Annotated in this window: 13 protein-coding genes and 2 tRNA genes; 8 read left to right on the top strand and 7 right to left on the bottom strand. The window is 65.3% G+C overall.

All coding sequences use genetic code 11. From position 1 onward, the window contains the following. Positions 1-46 precede the first annotated feature (46 nt). Both ABIC17_RS07750 and ABIC17_RS07755 read right to left on the bottom strand, forming a co-directional pair. The gene (locus ABIC17_RS07750) at positions 47-2,080 is read right to left on the bottom strand and encodes a 3-hydroxyacyl-CoA dehydrogenase NAD-binding domain-containing protein (protein WP_354280678.1); all 2,034 of its coding nucleotides are present in this window, start codon (positions 2,078-2,080) and stop codon (positions 47-49) included. Between the two features lie 127 nt (positions 2,081-2,207). Next, positions 2,208-3,443: a serine hydrolase domain-containing protein gene (locus ABIC17_RS07755; RefSeq protein WP_354280680.1), complete on the bottom strand. Its 1,236-nt coding sequence runs from the start codon at positions 3,441-3,443 to the stop codon at positions 2,208-2,210. Between the two features lie 140 nt (positions 3,444-3,583). On the opposite strand from ABIC17_RS07755, the gene ABIC17_RS07760 reads away from it, so the two are divergent. The 3 genes from ABIC17_RS07760 to ABIC17_RS07770 all read left to right on the top strand — a co-directional run bounded on the left by ABIC17_RS07760 (position 3,584) and on the right by ABIC17_RS07770 (position 8,826). Next, positions 3,584-5,329 (top strand): class I adenylate-forming enzyme family protein, encoded by a 1,746-nt coding sequence (locus ABIC17_RS07760; protein WP_354281642.1) that lies wholly within the window; start codon positions 3,584-3,586, stop codon positions 5,327-5,329. A 46-nt stretch (positions 5,330-5,375) separates the two neighbouring features. Next, positions 5,376-7,124 carry a chloride channel protein gene (locus tag ABIC17_RS07765; protein WP_354280682.1) on the top strand — a complete coding sequence of 583 codons (1,749 nt, stop codon included), beginning with the start codon at positions 5,376-5,378 and terminating at the stop codon, positions 7,122-7,124. A 364-nt stretch (positions 7,125-7,488) separates the two neighbouring features. After that, the gene (locus tag ABIC17_RS07770) at positions 7,489-8,826 is read left to right on the top strand and encodes a hypothetical protein (RefSeq protein ID WP_354280684.1); all 1,338 of its coding nucleotides are present in this window, start codon (positions 7,489-7,491) and stop codon (positions 8,824-8,826) included. Positions 8,827-9,161: 335 nt separating this feature from the next. Here the strand turns inward: ABIC17_RS07770 and ABIC17_RS07775 are convergent, their stop codons facing one another. Next, positions 9,162-10,094, bottom strand: a complete 933-nt coding sequence (locus tag ABIC17_RS07775) for a glycosyltransferase family 2 protein (RefSeq protein ID WP_354280686.1) — start codon at positions 10,092-10,094, stop codon at positions 9,162-9,164. A 530-nt stretch (positions 10,095-10,624) separates the two neighbouring features. On the opposite strand from ABIC17_RS07775, the gene ABIC17_RS07780 reads away from it, so the two are divergent. The 3 genes from ABIC17_RS07780 (at position 10,625) to ABIC17_RS07790 (ending at position 12,112) form a co-directional block, all read left to right on the top strand. After that, positions 10,625-11,857, top strand: coding sequence for an AI-2E family transporter (locus ABIC17_RS07780; protein WP_354280688.1), 1,233 nt, complete (start codon positions 10,625-10,627; stop codon positions 11,855-11,857). Positions 11,858-11,880: 23 nt separating this feature from the next. After that, positions 11,881-11,957: transfer RNA gene (locus ABIC17_RS07785), tRNA-Asp, on the top strand. Positions 11,958-12,035: 78 nt separating this feature from the next. Next, positions 12,036-12,112: transfer RNA gene (locus tag ABIC17_RS07790), tRNA-Asp, on the top strand. Between the two features lie 48 nt (positions 12,113-12,160). Here ABIC17_RS07790 and ABIC17_RS07795 read toward each other — a convergent pair. The 4 genes from ABIC17_RS07795 to ABIC17_RS07810 form a co-directional block, all read right to left on the bottom strand. Beyond that, positions 12,161-12,373 carry a DUF2842 domain-containing protein gene (locus ABIC17_RS07795; protein ID WP_354280690.1) on the bottom strand — a complete coding sequence of 71 codons (213 nt, stop codon included), beginning with the start codon at positions 12,371-12,373 and terminating at the stop codon, positions 12,161-12,163. After that, complete coding sequence (locus tag ABIC17_RS07800) at positions 12,370-12,951, bottom strand: 5-formyltetrahydrofolate cyclo-ligase (protein WP_354281644.1); 582 nt, start codon at positions 12,949-12,951, stop codon at positions 12,370-12,372. Before ABIC17_RS07800 ends, ABIC17_RS07795 begins: the two co-directional genes overlap by 4 nt. Positions 12,952-13,400: 449 nt before the next feature. Beyond that, positions 13,401-13,700 (bottom strand): cell division protein ZapA, encoded by a 300-nt coding sequence (locus ABIC17_RS07805; protein WP_354280692.1) that lies wholly within the window; start codon positions 13,698-13,700, stop codon positions 13,401-13,403. Continuing rightward, a complete protein-coding gene (locus ABIC17_RS07810; protein WP_354280694.1) occupies positions 13,700-14,026 on the bottom strand; it encodes a hypothetical protein in 327 nt (108 codons plus the stop codon). Before ABIC17_RS07810 ends, ABIC17_RS07805 begins: the two co-directional genes overlap by 1 nt. A 169-nt stretch (positions 14,027-14,195) precedes the next feature. Between ABIC17_RS07810 and gap the strand changes: the two genes are divergently transcribed. Next, positions 14,196-15,206, top strand: a complete 1,011-nt coding sequence (gene gap, locus ABIC17_RS07815; protein WP_354280696.1) for a type I glyceraldehyde-3-phosphate dehydrogenase — start codon at positions 14,196-14,198, stop codon at positions 15,204-15,206. Continuing rightward, the gene (locus ABIC17_RS07820) at positions 15,206-15,664 is read left to right on the top strand and encodes an MOSC domain-containing protein (RefSeq protein WP_354280698.1); all 459 of its coding nucleotides are present in this window, start codon (positions 15,206-15,208) and stop codon (positions 15,662-15,664) included. Before gap ends, ABIC17_RS07820 begins: the two co-directional genes overlap by 1 nt. Positions 15,665-15,666: the final 2 nt, after the last annotated feature.

The raw sequence follows: 15,666 nt of genomic DNA on the forward strand, positions 1-15,666 counted from the left end.
TCGCTTGCCCTCTCCCCGCAAGCGGGGAGAGGGAGAAGAAAGTGCGTTACCCATTGAACCGGCCACCGCTCTCAGCTTTCGACTTCAGCAGTTCCGCCACCGCGAACCCGTGCTTCTCCAGCCCCGCGACGATCGTCTTCAGCCCCTCGGTATCCGCCCAGAACATCGGCCCGCCGCGATAGACCGGCCAGCCGTAGCCGTAGATCCACACCACATCGATATCGCTCGCGCGCTGCGCCATCTTCTCCTCGAGGATCAGCGCGCCTTCGTTGACCATCGTGTAGAGCGTCTTCTCGACGATCTCCTGGTCGCTGATCTCGCGCTTCTGCAGGTTCGATTTCGAGCGGAAATCCTCGATGATCTCGGCGACCCGCGCGGAAGGCGTAGGGTTCCGTTTCTCGTCGTAATCGTAGAAGCCCTTGCCGGTCTTCTGCCCCCAGCGACCTTCGGCGGCGAGCGCGTCGCGGATGTTCTCGATGCGGGTGGGGTCGCGGTGCCAGCCGATGTCGACGCCCGCGAGGTCGCTCATCTGGAACGGACCCATCGGCATCCCGAACGCGACATGGACCTTGTCGATCTGCTCGGGCGTGGCACCTTCCATAAGCAGCTTCATCGCCTCGACCTGGCGGGGCTTGAGCATCCGGTTGCCGATGAACCCGTCGCACACGCCCGCGACCACGGCGACCTTCCGGATCGTCTTAGACAGCGCCATCACGGTCGCGAGCACATCGTCGTCGGTCTGTGCGCCGCGGACGACTTCGAGCAGTTTCATCACGTTGGCAGGCGAGAAGAAGTGCATGCCGAGCACGTCGCCGGGGCGGTTGGTGGCCGCCGCGATCTCGTCCACGTCGAGATAGGAGGTGTTGGACGCTAGGATCGCGCCGGGCTTGGCGATCGTGTCGAGCCGCGCGAAGATGTCCTTCTTGACGGCCATGTCCTCATATACCGCCTCGATGATCAGATCGCAGTCCGCGAGCGCATCGAAATCGAGCGTCGGGGTGAGCGCGCACATCGCGGCTTCGACCTGCTCGGGCTTCAGGCGGCCCTTGGCGGCGGAGGCTTCGTAATTCTTGCGGATCGTCCCCGCGCCACGGTCGAGCGCTTCCTGCGCCATTTCGACGATCGTCACGGGGATGCCCGCCGACAGGAAGTTCATCGAGATGCCGCCGCCCATCGTGCCCGCGCCGATCACGCCGACGCGCTTGATCTCGCGGAGCGGAATCGTTGGATCGATGCCGTCGATCTTGGCGGCCTGACGTTCGGCGAAGAAGATGTGGCGCTGGGCTGCGGATTGCACCCCCATCATCAGCTTCATGAATTCCTGCCGCTCGAACGCGATGCCCTCGTCGAAGCTCGATCCGTCGGTCGCTTTCTCGACGCAGGCGATGTTGGCGGCGGGGGCGTCGAAGCCGCGGAAGCGCTTGGCGTTATCCTTCTTGAACTGGGCGACGGCTTCGGGGTCTGCTGCTGCGACCTTGTCGCGCGCGCGGGGAAGGGGCTTGGTGTCGGCGACTTCGCGCGCGAAGGCAATCGCGTCGGCTTCGAGGCTGTCTTCATTGGCAAGTCTGTCGATCAGTCCGGCGGAAAGCGCGAGCTTGGCGGGGATCGGGTCGCCCTTGGCGGTGAGTTCGAGCGCGAGTTTGACGCCCGCGATGCGCGGCAGGCGTTGCGTTCCGCCCGCGCCGGGGAGAAGGCCGAGCTTGACCTCGGGGGTGCCGATCTTCGCGCTCGGGACGGCGATGCGATAATGGCAGCCGAGCGTCACCTCGCACCCGCCGCCGAGCGCGGTGCCGTGGATCGCGGCGACGACGGGCTTGTCGGATGCTTCGATCATGTCGACCACCGTCGGGAGGCCGGGCTCCTGCATCGGTTTGCCGAATTCGGTGATGTCCGCGCCCGCAAAGAAGGTGCGGCCGTCGCAACGGATCACCATCGCCTTGACCTGCGGGTTGGCGAGACCTTCCTTGATCCCGGCTTCGAGGCCCTGCCGAACGGAAGCGCCGAGCGCGTTTACGGGCGGGTTGTTCGAGATGATGACGAGGACGTCGTCGTGGAGCTGGGTGGTGATCGGGCCGGTCATCGTCTTCTCCTGTTTCTTCCCCGGCGAAGGCCGGGGCCCAGTCGCGGAGGTTTTTGTAACTTGGCGCAGCGCCCACCAACTCAGGTGGCGCTCCTGGGCCCCGGCCTTCGCCGGGGAAGGGAAAGGTTTAGGTCAACGCACTGTAGATCAACGTCTTCAACTCACGGCGGATTGGGTAGAGGCTGGACGGCGACAGCTGCGTCATAAATACCATGTGCAGTTGCTCGACCGGATCGATGAAGAAGGCGGTCGAGAACATCCCGCCCCAATAATATTCGCCGACCGACCCGGGGATCATCGAGCGCGCAACGTCGATGTTGACTGCGAAGCCGAGGCCGAAGCCCGTCCCGGCATTGGCCGCCTCGCTGAACAGCGATTTGGACATTTTCGACAGGTCCGATCCACCGGGGAGGTGGTTCATCGTCATCAGGTCGACCGTCTTGCGCCCGAGGATGCGGGCACCCTCAAGTTCGCCGCCGTTGAGCAACATCGAGCAGAAGCGGTGATAGTCGAGCGCCGTCGAGACCAGCCCGCCGCCGCCGGACACGAGTTTCGGCGCACGGCTCCACGCGCTGGCAGCCCCCCGGTCGTAAAGGATGCGGCCCTTGCCGGGGACTAAGGTGTAGCAGTCGGTCAGCCGGTCGATCTTGTCCTCGGGGACGTGGAAGAAAGTGTTGTCCATCCCGAGCGGCGCGAAGATGCGGTCGCGGACGAAGGTCTCGAGCGGCACGCCCGACACGCGCTGGACGACCGCGCCGAGGACGTCGGTCGCGACCGAGTAATTCCACGCGTCGCCCGGCGAGAATTCGAGCGGCAGCTTGGCGAGCGCGGCGATGAAGCCGTCGAGGTCGTGATTGCCGTGCCAGCTTTCGAGCCGGAGCTCGCGGTGCGCGGCGTCGATGTTGGTGCGGTTCTGGAAGCCGTAGGTGAGGCCCGCGGTGTGGCGCAGCAGGTCGATCATGCGCATTGGCTCGGCGGTCGGGCGAATCTGGAACGGCGCGCCGCCACCGCCACCGGCATAGACGCCGACCCCCTTGAACTCGGGGAGGACGTGGTGGACTGGCGTGTCGAGCGCGACCCGGCCCTCCTCCACGAGCATCATGAACGCGACCGAAGTGACCGGCTTGGTCATGCTCGCGATGCGGAACAGCGAGCGTTCGTCGATCTGTGCTGCTTCTCCCTCGCGGGCCGGGCCGAGCGAGGAAAAATGTGCGATCTCGCCGGCTTGCGCGATAAGGATCTGCGCATGCGGAAGCTTGCCCGTGTCGAGATAGCGATCCTGCAGGAAAGCATCGATCGCCGCCAGGCGGCGGGTGTCGAATCGGCCGGATACGGGTGACGCGATGTTCATCTCGGCTTCCATACCCCCCATTCGAAACGCTTGCCACCCTATTGCCTTGAGTGGCGCGCAAATCAACACTAACCTGTGCGAAACAGGATCACGCGGCAAACCCGACCTTCAACTTCGGGTCCGCGCGCCGTCAGGAGAGAGTCGTCTTGGATATGCAACCGCTTGTCGCGCTGGACCCGGCCTGGCCCCGGATGACGCTCGCCGATGTCGCTGCCGCGCTGACCGCCGCGGGGACGAAGTTCGAGATGGAGACGGTCGCCGTCGAGGGTGTCCCGACTCGCGTCTGGAAGCATGCGCCGCCCTCGCTCGGCTGGCTGGCGGCGGCGTCGCGGGCGCATGGGGAGCGGGTGTTCACGGTGTATGAGGACGAGCGCGTCACGTATGACGCCAATGCGCGCGCGGTTGCGGCGCTGGCGCAGGCTTTGCTTGCGCGCGGCGTGACGAAGGGGGACCGGATCGGGCTGGCGATGCGCAATCTGCCCGAATGGCCGGTGATCTTCTTTGCGGCAGCGAGCGTGGGCGCGATCGTGGTGCCGCTCAACGCGTGGTGGACCGCGGGGGAACTGGCGTACGGGATCGCCGATTCGGGATGCCGGATGCTGTTCGTCGATGACGAGCGGTATCGGCGGCTAATCGAGCATGGCGTCGATTTCCCGGCGCTGGAGACGATCATCGTCGCGCGCGCATCGACGCCGCTTGGCGGGAATGCCGAGCGGCTGGAGGATCTGATCGGCACGCCGCATGATTATGCCGCGCTCCCCGAGCCGGTGTGGCCGGAGGTGGCGGTCGCGCCCGATGATCCCGCCACGATCTTCTACACCAGCGGCACGACCGGCGCGCCCAAGGGGGCTTTGGGGTCGCATCGCAATCTGACGACCAACATCCTGTCGGCGGCCTATTCCTCCGCGCGCGCGAGCTTGCGGCGCGGCGAGATGCCGCCCGAGCCCACGCCCAAGACGCTGCTGATGGTGATCCCTTTGTTCCACGTCACCGCTTGCTCGGCGACGATGATGGGGTCGATCGCGGCAGGCAATACGCTCGTCTTCATGCGAAAGTGGGACACCGTGCGCGCGATGGAGCTGATCGAGACCGAGCGCGTCCATATGACCGGGGGCGTGCCGACGATCGCGTGGCAGATCCTCGAACATCCCGACCGGTCACGCTACGATCTCTCGTCGCTCGAGGCGATCGCTTATGGCGGCGCGCCGTCCGCGCCCGAGCTGGTCAAGCGGATCTATACCGAATTCGGCGCGCTGCCCGGCAACGGCTGGGGGATGACCGAGACGATGGCGACCGTCACCAGTCATGCGGGGGAGGATTATCTCAACCGCCCGACCAGTGCGGGGCCGCCGGTCGCGGTCGCGGATCTCCGCATCATGGACGAAGCGGGCGAGCAGGAACTTCCCATCGGCGAGGTCGGCGAATTGTGGGCGCGCGGGGCGATGATCGTGAAGGGCTATTGGAACAAGCCCGAGGCGACCGCCGAGACGTTCGTCGACGGCTGGGTCCGCACCGGAGACCTCGCGCGGGTGGACGAGGAGGGGTTCGTCTATATCGTCGACCGCGCGAAGGACATGATCATCCGCGGCGGGGAGAACATCTATTCGTCCGAGGTCGAGAACGTCCTCTACGCGCACCCGGCGGTGACCGACTGCGCGCTGATCGGCGTGCCGCATCGTACCCTGGGCGAGGAACCCGTCGCGGTCGTTCATCTCGCCGCGGGCAAGACCGCGACCGAGGCGGAGCTGCAGCAATGGGTCAAGGCCCGGCTGGCGATCTTCAAGACCCCCGTCGCGATCCGCTTCGTGCCCGAGACGCTCCCGCGCAACGCCAATGGCAAGATCCTCAAGAAGGACCTGAAGGCGCTGTTCGCCGATCGGTTCGAGGCCGCCGCCTGATCCGTGCTGGGGTAGGCGAAGCACCGTCGCCGCAGTAACGGGCGATATGTCGCTGCGGTCACGCCTCATTATTCCCCTCGCACGAGTCCGACGGGGGATCCGTGCCAGCGAGTTCGCGCTGATCGCGCTTGCGGTCGCGATCGGCGCGGCGGCGGGGCTGGGCACCGTCATCCTCGGCGCGATCGCACGCACGTTGCAGCACTGGATGTTCGCCTTGCCGACCGGGCAGCGGCTCAGCGCGACCGATTCGCTGACATGGGCGCAGCTTGCGATGGTGCCGGTCGGCGGCGGGGTGCTGTCGATCTTCTCCTGGGGTGTTCGCAGTAAGCGGCGGCGGATGGTCGACGCGGTCGAAGCCAATGCGTTGCACGGCGGGCGGATGTCGGTTTCCGACAGCCTTGTCGTATCGGGGCAGACGCTGATCTCGAACGGCTTTGGCGCCTCGGTCGGGCTGGAAGCCGCTTATGCGCAAATGGGCAGCGTGATTGCTTCGGTTGCGGGCGCGGCGCTGCAATTGCGCCGGAGCGATTTGCGCAATCTCGTGGGCGCAGGCGCGGGCGCGTCGATCGCCGCGGCGTTCGGGGCGCCGCTTGCGGGGGCCTTCTACGCGTTCGAAATCGTGATCGGGGCCTATACCCCGTCGGCCATCGCGCCGATCGCGGCGGCGGCCATTTCGGCGGTCTTCGTCTCGCAACTGTTCGGCGCGCAGCCCTATGTCATCGATTCGTTCGCGAGCATCCCGGCCGAGACGCACCATTACCTGTTGTTCGCCGGGCTGGGCGGGGCATGCGCCTTGATCGGCATCGCGCTGATGCGGCTGGTGGCGCTGGTCGAGCAGGGCGTACGGGCGACACCGGTACCCGACTGGATGCGGCCGATCCTGGGGGGGCTGCTGTTGATGCCGATCGCCTTCTGGTCGCCGCAAGTCCTGTCCTCGGGACATGGTGCGCTTCACATGGATATTGCGGTCGGCGCGTCGCTCGGGTTCGTGGCGCTGGTGTTTTTAGCCAAGGCATCGGCCTCGATCGTATCGCTTGGCTTCGGGTTTCGCGGGGGCCTGTTTTTCGCTTCGCTGTTTCTCGGCACGCTGATCGGGCATCTGTTCGCCGGGGTGCTGGAATGGCTCGCGGGATACCCGGTGGTCGATCCGCACAACGCCGCGATGGTCGGCATGGCGGCGCTTGCCGTGGCGGTCGTCGGCGGGCCGATGACGATGGCGATGCTCGTGCTGGAGGCGACGCAGGATTTTGCGCTGACCGGCGCGGTGCTTGCCGCCGCCTTGGTGTCCTCGACGATCGTGCGTGAGACGTTCGGCTATTCCTTCTCGACGTGGCGGCTTCACCTGCGCGGCGAAACGATCAAGAGCGCACGCGACATCGGGTGGATCCGCACGCTGACGGTCGGCACGATGATGCGGCGCGAGACCCGTGCGACCGACAGCACCCTCAGCATTGCCGCATTCCGTCAGCGCTTTCCGCTCGGGGCGACGAGCCGGGTCGTGCTGGTGGACGGGGAACAGCGCTATGCCGGGATCGTGCAGACCCCGGCGGCCTACGCCGATGGGCTGGACCCGGAAGCCCCGGTGGGATCGATCGCGATCAACGGCGACGTGGCCCTGTCGACGGAACTCGACATCGCAAGCGTGATGAAACGCTTCGATGCAAGCGGCGCGGACGAACTGGCGGTGATCGACGGCGCGCGGCACGTGATCGGGATCCTGTCGGAATCGCACGTCCGTCGCCGCTACGCCGAAGAACTTGAAAAGGCGCAGAACGACCTGTTTGGGGAGCGGTAAGGCGCGAATGTACCTCAACTCATCATTCGCGACTGAGCAAATTGGTAAGCGCGCTTATGCTGACCGATCCCGCACTTGAAAACTTCGCAATCCTAGAGGGATGAGCGGTAATCGTCAGAATAGTTGATCTGATTTGGTATTGCGCTGCACATGGTTAATATTCTAGCAGCGATGTCGTGTCGGCCGCATTCGTGCGGACCGGTTCGGTCTGTGGATCGGCCCGGCTAAGCAGAACAGAAGACGGCTACACCGCACTCGGCGAGGATAAGAACAGAGCCCCAAGATGCTTCCTGCGTATCCGGGATGGCATCTTCGTCCGATTCACGTCGGGCGTAGTCGAAGTAAGAACACGGGAATTTGTGCTATGTCCTTGGTCGCAGGCTTGCGGGATCGCAACGTAAACGGACTGGCCGTGGGGCTGCTCGTCATCGGTGCGATCGAGCGCGTGGGGTGGCTGGTATCGCGGCACGAGTTTCGCTCGGCCAGCGGCGAGGCGTTCAATGTCGCGGCGTCGGTGGCGCGGGACGGCACGATTGCGGACGTGTTTGCCAAGGGCAGTGGCCTGACCACGCACTTCACGCCGATCCTGCCGTTCATCGCGGGGCACATCTACCGCATCTTCGGCCTGCAATCGCCCATCGCCGAATCGATCCTTGCGGCGTTTTCCATCGGGACGGTGCTGGCGACGGGCTATCTGCTGTTCCTGTGCCTCGGCAGGCTGGGTACGCCGCCGTTGTGGCGTCTTGGCGCACTGGCGATCTATTGCGTAGCGGCGATCTTCCCGGAACTCGAGACGACGACCTTCCGCATTTGGGAGGGTGCGCTCGCGTGTTTGCTGAGTGCCTGGGTGCTGTTGCGTGTACTCGATGCGGATCTGGCGTCCGATCGGCGGCTGAAGACCTGGATGATCACGTGCTTCATTGCGTGCGTCCTCTTCTTTCTCAATCCGGCCACCGGCCTCGCTTGTTTCGCAATGCTGGGCATCTGGCTGCTTCGGCATTGCCCGATCCGAACCTGGCTTCCCTATTTCGTGAGTGCGGCGGTGATCCTGCTGGCAGTCCTGACACCGTGGACGGTGCGCAATTACGAGGCGTTCGGCCGGTTCATCCCGTTGCGCAGCAACATGGGGCTCGAACTGGCGCTGGCCAATCATCCCGCCGCGGTCGGCACCGGGGATCAGCGCGAAGTGTTCTGGAACAGGTTGCAAGAGATCCATCCGCAGGAAAGCCAGGCAGCGTTCGACCGGATGCAGGCGATGGGCGGCGAGCGAGCCTATGCCGACGCACTGGGCGTCGAAGCCAAGCAGTGGATCCGTGCGCATCCGGTCGAGTTTGCCGCGCTCTCGTTGCGGCACGTCGTGCAATTCTATTTCCCGCCGGAATGGCAGTGGAACATCTACAGCAAAATCAATGCCGCGATGAAGCTGAAGCTCACGCTGACATGGGTGTTCGCGGGACTTGGGTTGATCGGCGCGTTGGCCAGTGCGCTGCTGTGGCGGGGCCGGTACTTCTATCCTGCGGCGCTCGTGCTGATGACCGCGCTGCCCTATGCGATGGTCCAGCCGGTGCTGCGCTATCACTATCTGATCTACGCGATCACGCTTTTCCTCGGCGTCGAGCTGGTACGGCGGTGCGTCATGGCCGTCTTGCCGAACCGCGCGTCGGCCACCGTAGACGTCGCTGCTGCTACCGGACGGCGCTGAGCGCTAGTCCCATCGGGGATCAGGCGGTCGGGACCAACGGCGCTTTCCCGGCGAAGGCATGACCTCTGCGGATCTAGCTGTTCTCCCGCGAAGGCGGGAGTCCAGGAGTCGCGAGAACTGTAAGCTGTTGTATTGCTTGGCTCTGGGTTCCCGCTTTCGCGGGAAAACAGCAAATGACGGGTCAGCCAACCGGCTCGCGCAAAGCTCTGGCGAAGACTGAGATTCAGTCGAAGGTGCAAGCGCCGCGGCGGAACTGCCGGGCTATGCGGCGCTCTCGCAGGAATGTTCTTGCCAAGGGCTCACGCTGTCCAACCAGCGCGAGCCCTCGGGAAACCTCAGTCCCGCTTGCCCGGCGCCGGATACGCCAGATACGCCAGCCGCCGCACTTCGAGGCGTCCGCGTACCACGGTGTCTAGGATCAGCCCGGTAAAGCCGTTGAGCGCCCCGAGGATGACAAGACCCGAAATGAGGATGAAGGTCGGGAAGCGCGGGACCAGGCCAGTCTGCATATAGGTGACCAGCAACGGCACCGACAGGATCGCGGCGATCAGCAGGAACACTGCGCCGATCGCGCCGAAGAACAGCACGGGCCGCTCGATCCGGTACAGCGCGAGGATCGTGCGCAGGATGCGCCAGCCGTCGCGATAGGTCGACAGCTTCGAGGTCGAACCCTCGGGGCGCGCATAATAGGGCGTTTCGATCTCGGCGACCGGCATCTTGAGCTCGAGCGCGTGGACGCTGATCTCGGTCTCGATCTCGAATCCGGCGGAGAGCGACGGGAAGCTCTTGGTGAAGCGGCGCGAGAAGACGCGGTAGCCCGAAAGGATGTCGGTAAAGGACCGGCCGAACAGCTTCGCCAGCATCCCGGTCAGCAACGCATTGCCGAAGCGATGCCCGCGACGATAGGATTCCTGGACTTCGCTGATCCGCGACCCGACGATCATGTCGAGCTGTTCGTCGACCAGACGCGCGATCAGCGCAGGCGCAGAGGCCGCGTCATACGTCGCGTCGCCGTCCGCCATGATGTAGATGTCGGCGTCGATGTCGGCGAACATCCGACGCACCACCGCGCCCTTGCCCTGGATCCGTTCGCTGCGCACGATCGCGCCTGCAGCCTTGGCGACCTCGACCGTACGGTCCTTGCTGTTGTTGTCGTAAACGTAGATCCGGGCGTCGGGCAAAGCAGCACGGAATCCCGCGACGGTCTGCGCGATCGCAGCTTCTTCGTTATAGCATGGCAACAGGACGGCAATCGACGGCGCGGTCATTATGAACTCCCTAAACTCGGTGTGGTTGTCCCCGCGTCAGGGATTTCCGAGTCGGGCGATAGCCGCTGCGGCCAGCCAGTGCCACCGTCGAGGCATTAATTTGCGGTAAAGTCGTCGGGAAAAGATGTCGGATCGTCAGAGTGTGACAAGGATTCAGCCGACTTTCGCGCCCACGCCGTCCGCAAGTTCCTCGGATCGGCGCTTCAATTTGATGGCTTCGTCGATCAATTCGGCGGCATGGTTCGCGTCGCGTTCGCTTACAGCAAAGGTCACGCAGTTCATTGCCTCACGGTGCAACCGTGTTGCGCGGGATTGGGATCTGTCAGGTTTTGCGGGCATTGGTCTTCAAATGGGTATGGGGTGATATGGAGAACAAAGCCTTCCCGGCTCAATAGGTTCCAAGGTGTTAACCGGATCGGACAAGCCGATGCGGCGGCGCAGGCAGGGCGATTTGCACGCGGCAAAGAATCGCCTCGATCTTGCCGATACCGTCGATTGCGCATCGACGGAATAGCGCTACGGTCACGGTCATGGCCGAACGAGACGACATCCCCACAGGCGCCTTCGGGCTGGCACCATCCGGTGGCGAGCCGGACGACGAGGCGCGGATTGCGCTCCGCCGTGACCGGTTGCTGGCGGCGCTTACGCTGACCGCCGGCGTGGGGCTCGCGATGGCGACGCCGTTCGCGCTCAAGGCGGGGGCGGAGTTTTTCCTCCCGACCACCGCTGCGCTGGTAATCGCGGTTGCGCTCGTCCCGATCCTCGAATGGCTCGAGCGGCGGCGCGTTCCGTCGGCGTTGGCGGCGTTGGTGTGCGTGCTGCTGTTCCTCGTCGCGGCGAACGTCGCGCTGGCGGCGATCATCGTTCCGGCGACCGAATTCTTCCGGCGGTTGCCCGAACGGATCGACCGGATCCAGATGAACATCGCGCCGCTGATCGACCTGTATTCGAGCCTCGAGAAATATCTCAACCGGACGGTGCAGCATCTTGCGGCGTCGGGGCCGGTGAAATCGCCGCAGACGACCGCGGTGACCCCGCCCAGTTCGATCCTGGAGCTCGCCGCCACCTCGGCCCCGCAAGTCATCATCCAGGTGTTCTTCGGGGTGCTGGTGGTGTTCTTCTTCCTCGCCGGGTGGACGCGGCTGCGCAAGCGCACGATCACCAGCCGGTCGAGCTTCGGCGGCGCGATGGCGACCGCGCGCGTGATTCAGAACGTCGTCGACGATACGTCCGCCTACCTCGGCACGATCACGATCATCAATCTTGCGCTCGGTGTCGCGATTGCGGGCGTATTGTACGTCATGGGGATGCCCTATCCGCTGATGTGGGGCGGGATCGTCGCATTGCTCAACTACGTCCCCTATTTCGGCCCGATCGCGGCGGCGGGGCTACTCGCGCTCGGCGGGTTGATGACGTTCCAGGACATCTGGGTAGCATTGCTGCCCGCATTCATCATGATCGGGTTTCATCTGGTCGAGGCGAACGCGCTGACCCCGCTGATCGTCGGGCATCGGCTGACGATCAACCCGATCCTGATCCTCGTCTCGATCAGCTTCTGGTCGTGGGTATGGGGCACCGCGGGGACGCTGCTGGCGGTGCCGCTGCTGATCATCCTGCAGACCGTGATCCGCGCGGCAGGCAAGCCCGACATCGCCGGATTCCTGTTCGAGCACGGCACGTTGACGCAGCGCGGGCCGGCAAGTTTCGCGACTTCTGCGGATGATGCAGAAACGGTTGTTGACAGGGTAGGGGGTGTCGCTTAGGAGCCGCGCCTCACGCTTCTCAAGCGGGTGTAGCTCAGTTGGTTAGAGCGCCGGCCTGTCACGCCGGAGGTCGCGGGTTCGAGCCCCGTCACTCGCGCCATCCTTCCGAAATTTTCGGTGCAGGGTGGTGTGGAACGTGTCATAATCCGTATCTCGGGCCCTAACCGGTCCGATCTGCGCGGGTGTAGCTCAGTTGGTTAGAGCGCCGGCCTGTCACGCCGGAGGTCGCGGGTTCGAGCCCCGTCACTCGCGCCATTCCTTGCCCCTTGGGCGGCAGGAATGGCGCGATGAGCTACGGCTCGTTCAGCCCCAGCGCCCGGTTTCCATCCAGACCAGCATGCGCTTGAGCGGCAACACCCAGATCCAGGCAATCCCAGCAACCAGATAATAGATCGCCTGCACCAGCGGGTGCCATCCACCCACAACGGTGGACAGGCTTGCGGCGAGTACGCACCAGATCGTCACCGCAGCGAGAATCAGGAGCATCCCGACCGGTTTGCGCCAACTCGGGGTCATTGTGCTGCGTCCATCGGTCGGGCGATCCATCCGCATTCGGTGATGATCGCGTGGAGCGGCATGTCCCACGCATCGGTCGGCAAGGTGTCGACCTGTTGCACGCTCCACGCAACCCCGATCCTGATCGCATCCGGGAATTGCGCGAACGCCCGATCGTAATAGCCCGCGCCCTGACCGAGCCGGTCGAGCTTCTCGTCGAACGCGAGGAGCGGGGTGAGGATGATGTCGGGCGCGAGGGCGAGTGATTCGGCATGGGGCTGGCTGAGGCCGAACGGGCCGGGTTGGAGATCCTCCGCCGGATCCCAGGCAAGGAAGCGCATCGGCGCGGCGCGCGTGGTGACGTGCGGCAGCGCGATGCGGCACCCTGCCGCCACGGCGGCGCGGGCGAGCGGGGCAGGGTCTGCCTCGCTGCCGACGGGGATGTAGGCGGTGACAGTGAGACCGGGCTTGAGGAGCGCGAGGAAGGGGGCAGGCGGGGTGAGTTCGGGGGCGGCGGCGGCGTGGAACGCGTCGCGCGCGGCACGGACCCGGGCGCGGAGCGCGGGTTTGTCGATTGCGGGGGTGGCGGGGGGCGTCATCCGGCCGGTGATAGGCGCAGGCGGCGGCGGGCGTCGATAGCGTCGCACGCACCCTCCTCAGCACACCGTCACCCTGACCTTGTTTCAAGGTCCACCGTGGTGCGCGCTCTCCGGCCGCAGGATTGGCGGCACGGTGGATCCTGAAACGCGTTCAGGATGACGGTTGTGGTGGCGTGGGCGCTGTCATTGCGACGGCGTGGTCGCGGCTCGCGCTCACCTGCCTCGAAGCCCTCATCGAGGCGGGCGGACGCAATTATAAAAAGCGGGTGGCGGGACCGCCGTGGCCGTGTGCCGGGTTATCCTCTGACGCACGGTACGTCAGGTGGGGATCATGTGCGTCGGGCCAGGGCCCGGGCAGGGACAACCCCCTTGGATGAAGAATAGCCTCAGGGATAATAAAGGCTCGTACCGGGCAGTGCCCGCCACCGATCGATATAGGCGCTTGCGTCCTATTGCTCAAGCCGGTGTGCGAGCAATTCGAGTTGCTCGGCGACCAGCCCGAGCAGGACTTCGTCGGTATTGATCGCCGGGGCGACCGCCGGGCGGCGATCGGCCTCGTCGAGCGCATCGGCGAGCATCAGCGCGATGAACAGCATTGTGCGCTCCCCGCTTAGCCCGGCCGAGGCGCGTTCCGCGACCTCATATTTGCTGGCGAGCATCGCGCCGAGGCGGCGGAGGTGATCCTCCTGCCCGTCGGGGCAGGCGACGGTGTGACGGCGCGTGCCGATCGTGAGCGTAACCTCGGCCATCAGGCGTCTTCCCCCTCGTCGACAGTCCTGTCCCCGCCGTCCTTCGCGTCGCCCTCAGCCCCAGCTTCGGCTTCGGCCTCGGCCTCAGCCTCAGCCGCGTTGGCGGCATCCGCTGCGGCAAGGACCGTGTCGAGCGTCGTGATCGCCTGGGTCATCCTGTCGCGCAACACGTCGTGACGCTGCTCCATTCTGGTCATGTCGTCCACGCGCTTGCGCGTCGCGACGTCGATCCGCGTGAGCGCATCCTCGATGCGATCGATCAAGATCCTTTGCGCGTCTTCGGGGGATACTGCTGGGGGTGCCTGGGTGGCGGTGGGGTCTGCCATCGTCGCGAGATAGCATGGCGCAGCGCCGCGACAAGGCGCATTTGTGACGTCTTTGCGTCATGCCGGGCGGTTGACGCGCCCGCTTGCGCCCCGCAAAGACGCGCACGTCCAATAAGAGTCGGCGCTGGCCCGTGGCCGCGCCCGGCACAAGCTTGAGGAGCGCATCACGATGACGGTCAAGGTAGCGATCAACGGTTTCGGGCGCATCGGTCGCCTCGTCGCGCGCGCCATTCTCGAACGCGCCGATTGCGGGCTCGAACTCGTCACGATCAACGATCTCGCCGACGCCAAGTCGAACGCGTGGCTGTTCAGCCGCGATTCGGTCCACGGTCGCTATCCGGGTGAAGTCTCGGCCGAAGGCAACGATCTGGTCGTCGACGGCAAGCGCATCCGCGTCACCGCCGAGCGTGACCCCGCCAATTTGCCGCACGCCGAGCAGGGCATCGACATCGTGCTCGAATGCACCGGCTTCTTCACCGATCGCGAGAGCTGCCAGAAGCATATCGACGCGGGCGCCAAGCGCGTACTGATCTCGGCCCCGGGCAAGGGCGTCGATCTGACGGTCGTCTACGGCGTCAACCACGACAAGCTCGAAGCGGGTCACACGATCGTGTCGAACGCCTCGTGCACGACCAACTGCCTCGCGCCGGTCGCCAAGGTGCTCAACGATTCGATCGGGATCGAGCGCGGCCTGATGACGACGGTCCACGCCTATACTAATGACCAGAAGATCCTCGATCAGATCCACCCCGATCTGCGCCGCGCGCGTGCCGCCGCCATGTCGATGATCCCGACCACCACCGGTGCCGCCCGCGCGGTCGGCGAGGTTCTGCCCGAGCTCAAGGGCCGGCTCGACGGGTCGGCGATCCGCGTTCCCGTGCCGGACGGCAGCCTGGTCGACCTGACCTTCATGCCGAAGCGCGACACGACCAAGGAAGAGGTCAACGCGATCCTCAAGGCAGCATCCGAAAGCGGCCCGCTCAAGGGCGTGCTGGTGTATTCGGACGAGCCGCTGGTTTCGATCGACATCGTCCACACGCCCGCGTCGTCGACGATCGACAGCCTCGAGACCAGCGTGCTCGACGGCAAGCTCGTCCGTGTCGTCAGCTGGTACGACAATGAGTGGGGCTTCTCGAACCGCATGATCGACACCGCGGGGGCGATGGGCAAGTTCCTCTGATGGGAACGCTGGCGGGGATCGCTCGCCACGGTCGCCCCAAAGGACCGATGGAGACCATCGACCACGTCGACGTGACGCTGGAAGGTGGTCTCCACGGAGACTTTCGGGGGGCGATCAAGCCCGGCGGCAGGGGGCGGCGTCAGGTGACGCTGCTTGAGCGCGGCGACTGGGACGCCGCGCTGGCCGAGGTCGGGCATAGCCTGCCGTGGCAGGAACGGCGCGCCAACCTGCTGGTCGACGGGCTCGACTTGCCACAGGTGGCGGGCGCGCGCGTGCGCATCGGCGATACGGTCGAGCTGATGATCACGCGCGAGACCGATCCGTGCGAGCGAATGGATGCGCTCGCGCCGGGCCTGCGCGCGGCGCTGACGCCCGACTGGCGCGGCGGCGCGTGCTCGCGCGTCGTGGTCGGCGGGACGATCCGCGTCGGCGATACGATTATAGTTCTCGAGGAGTGACG

Origin of the sequence: Sphingomonas sp. PvP056 (genome assembly GCF_040549155.1) — a bacterium.
Taxonomy (GTDB): domain Bacteria; phylum Pseudomonadota; class Alphaproteobacteria; order Sphingomonadales; family Sphingomonadaceae; genus Sphingomonas.

Bases quoted from the DNA above. Each gene is read 5' to 3' on its own strand.
- ABIC17_RS07775 (WP_354280686.1), bottom strand. From the start codon at position 10,094: ATGACCGCGCCGTCGATTGCCGTCCTGTTGCCATGCTATAACGAAGAA.
- ABIC17_RS07760 (WP_354281642.1), top strand. From the start codon at position 3,584: ATGCAACCGCTTGTCGCGCTGGACCCGGCCTGGCCCCGGATGACGCTC.
- ABIC17_RS07780 (WP_354280688.1), top strand. From the start codon at position 10,625: ATGGCCGAACGAGACGACATCCCCACAGGCGCCTTCGGGCTGGCACCA.
- ABIC17_RS07765 (WP_354280682.1), top strand. From the start codon at position 5,376: ATGTCGCTGCGGTCACGCCTCATTATTCCCCTCGCACGAGTCCGACGG.
- ABIC17_RS07770 (WP_354280684.1), top strand. From the start codon at position 7,489: ATGTCCTTGGTCGCAGGCTTGCGGGATCGCAACGTAAACGGACTGGCC.
- ABIC17_RS07810 (WP_354280694.1), bottom strand. From the start codon at position 14,026: ATGGCAGACCCCACCGCCACCCAGGCACCCCCAGCAGTATCCCCCGAA.
- gap (WP_354280696.1), top strand. From the start codon at position 14,196: ATGACGGTCAAGGTAGCGATCAACGGTTTCGGGCGCATCGGTCGCCTC.
- ABIC17_RS07755 (WP_354280680.1), bottom strand. From the start codon at position 3,443: ATGGAAGCCGAGATGAACATCGCGTCACCCGTATCCGGCCGATTCGAC.
- ABIC17_RS07795 (WP_354280690.1), bottom strand. From the start codon at position 12,373: ATGACCCCGAGTTGGCGCAAACCGGTCGGGATGCTCCTGATTCTCGCT.
- ABIC17_RS07805 (WP_354280692.1), bottom strand. From the start codon at position 13,700: ATGGCCGAGGTTACGCTCACGATCGGCACGCGCCGTCACACCGTCGCC.
- ABIC17_RS07750 (WP_354280678.1), bottom strand. From the start codon at position 2,080: ATGACCGGCCCGATCACCACCCAGCTCCACGACGACGTCCTCGTCATC.
- ABIC17_RS07820 (WP_354280698.1), top strand. From the start codon at position 15,206: ATGGGAACGCTGGCGGGGATCGCTCGCCACGGTCGCCCCAAAGGACCG.
- ABIC17_RS07800 (WP_354281644.1), bottom strand. From the start codon at position 12,951: ATGACGCCCCCCGCCACCCCCGCAATCGACAAACCCGCGCTCCGCGCC.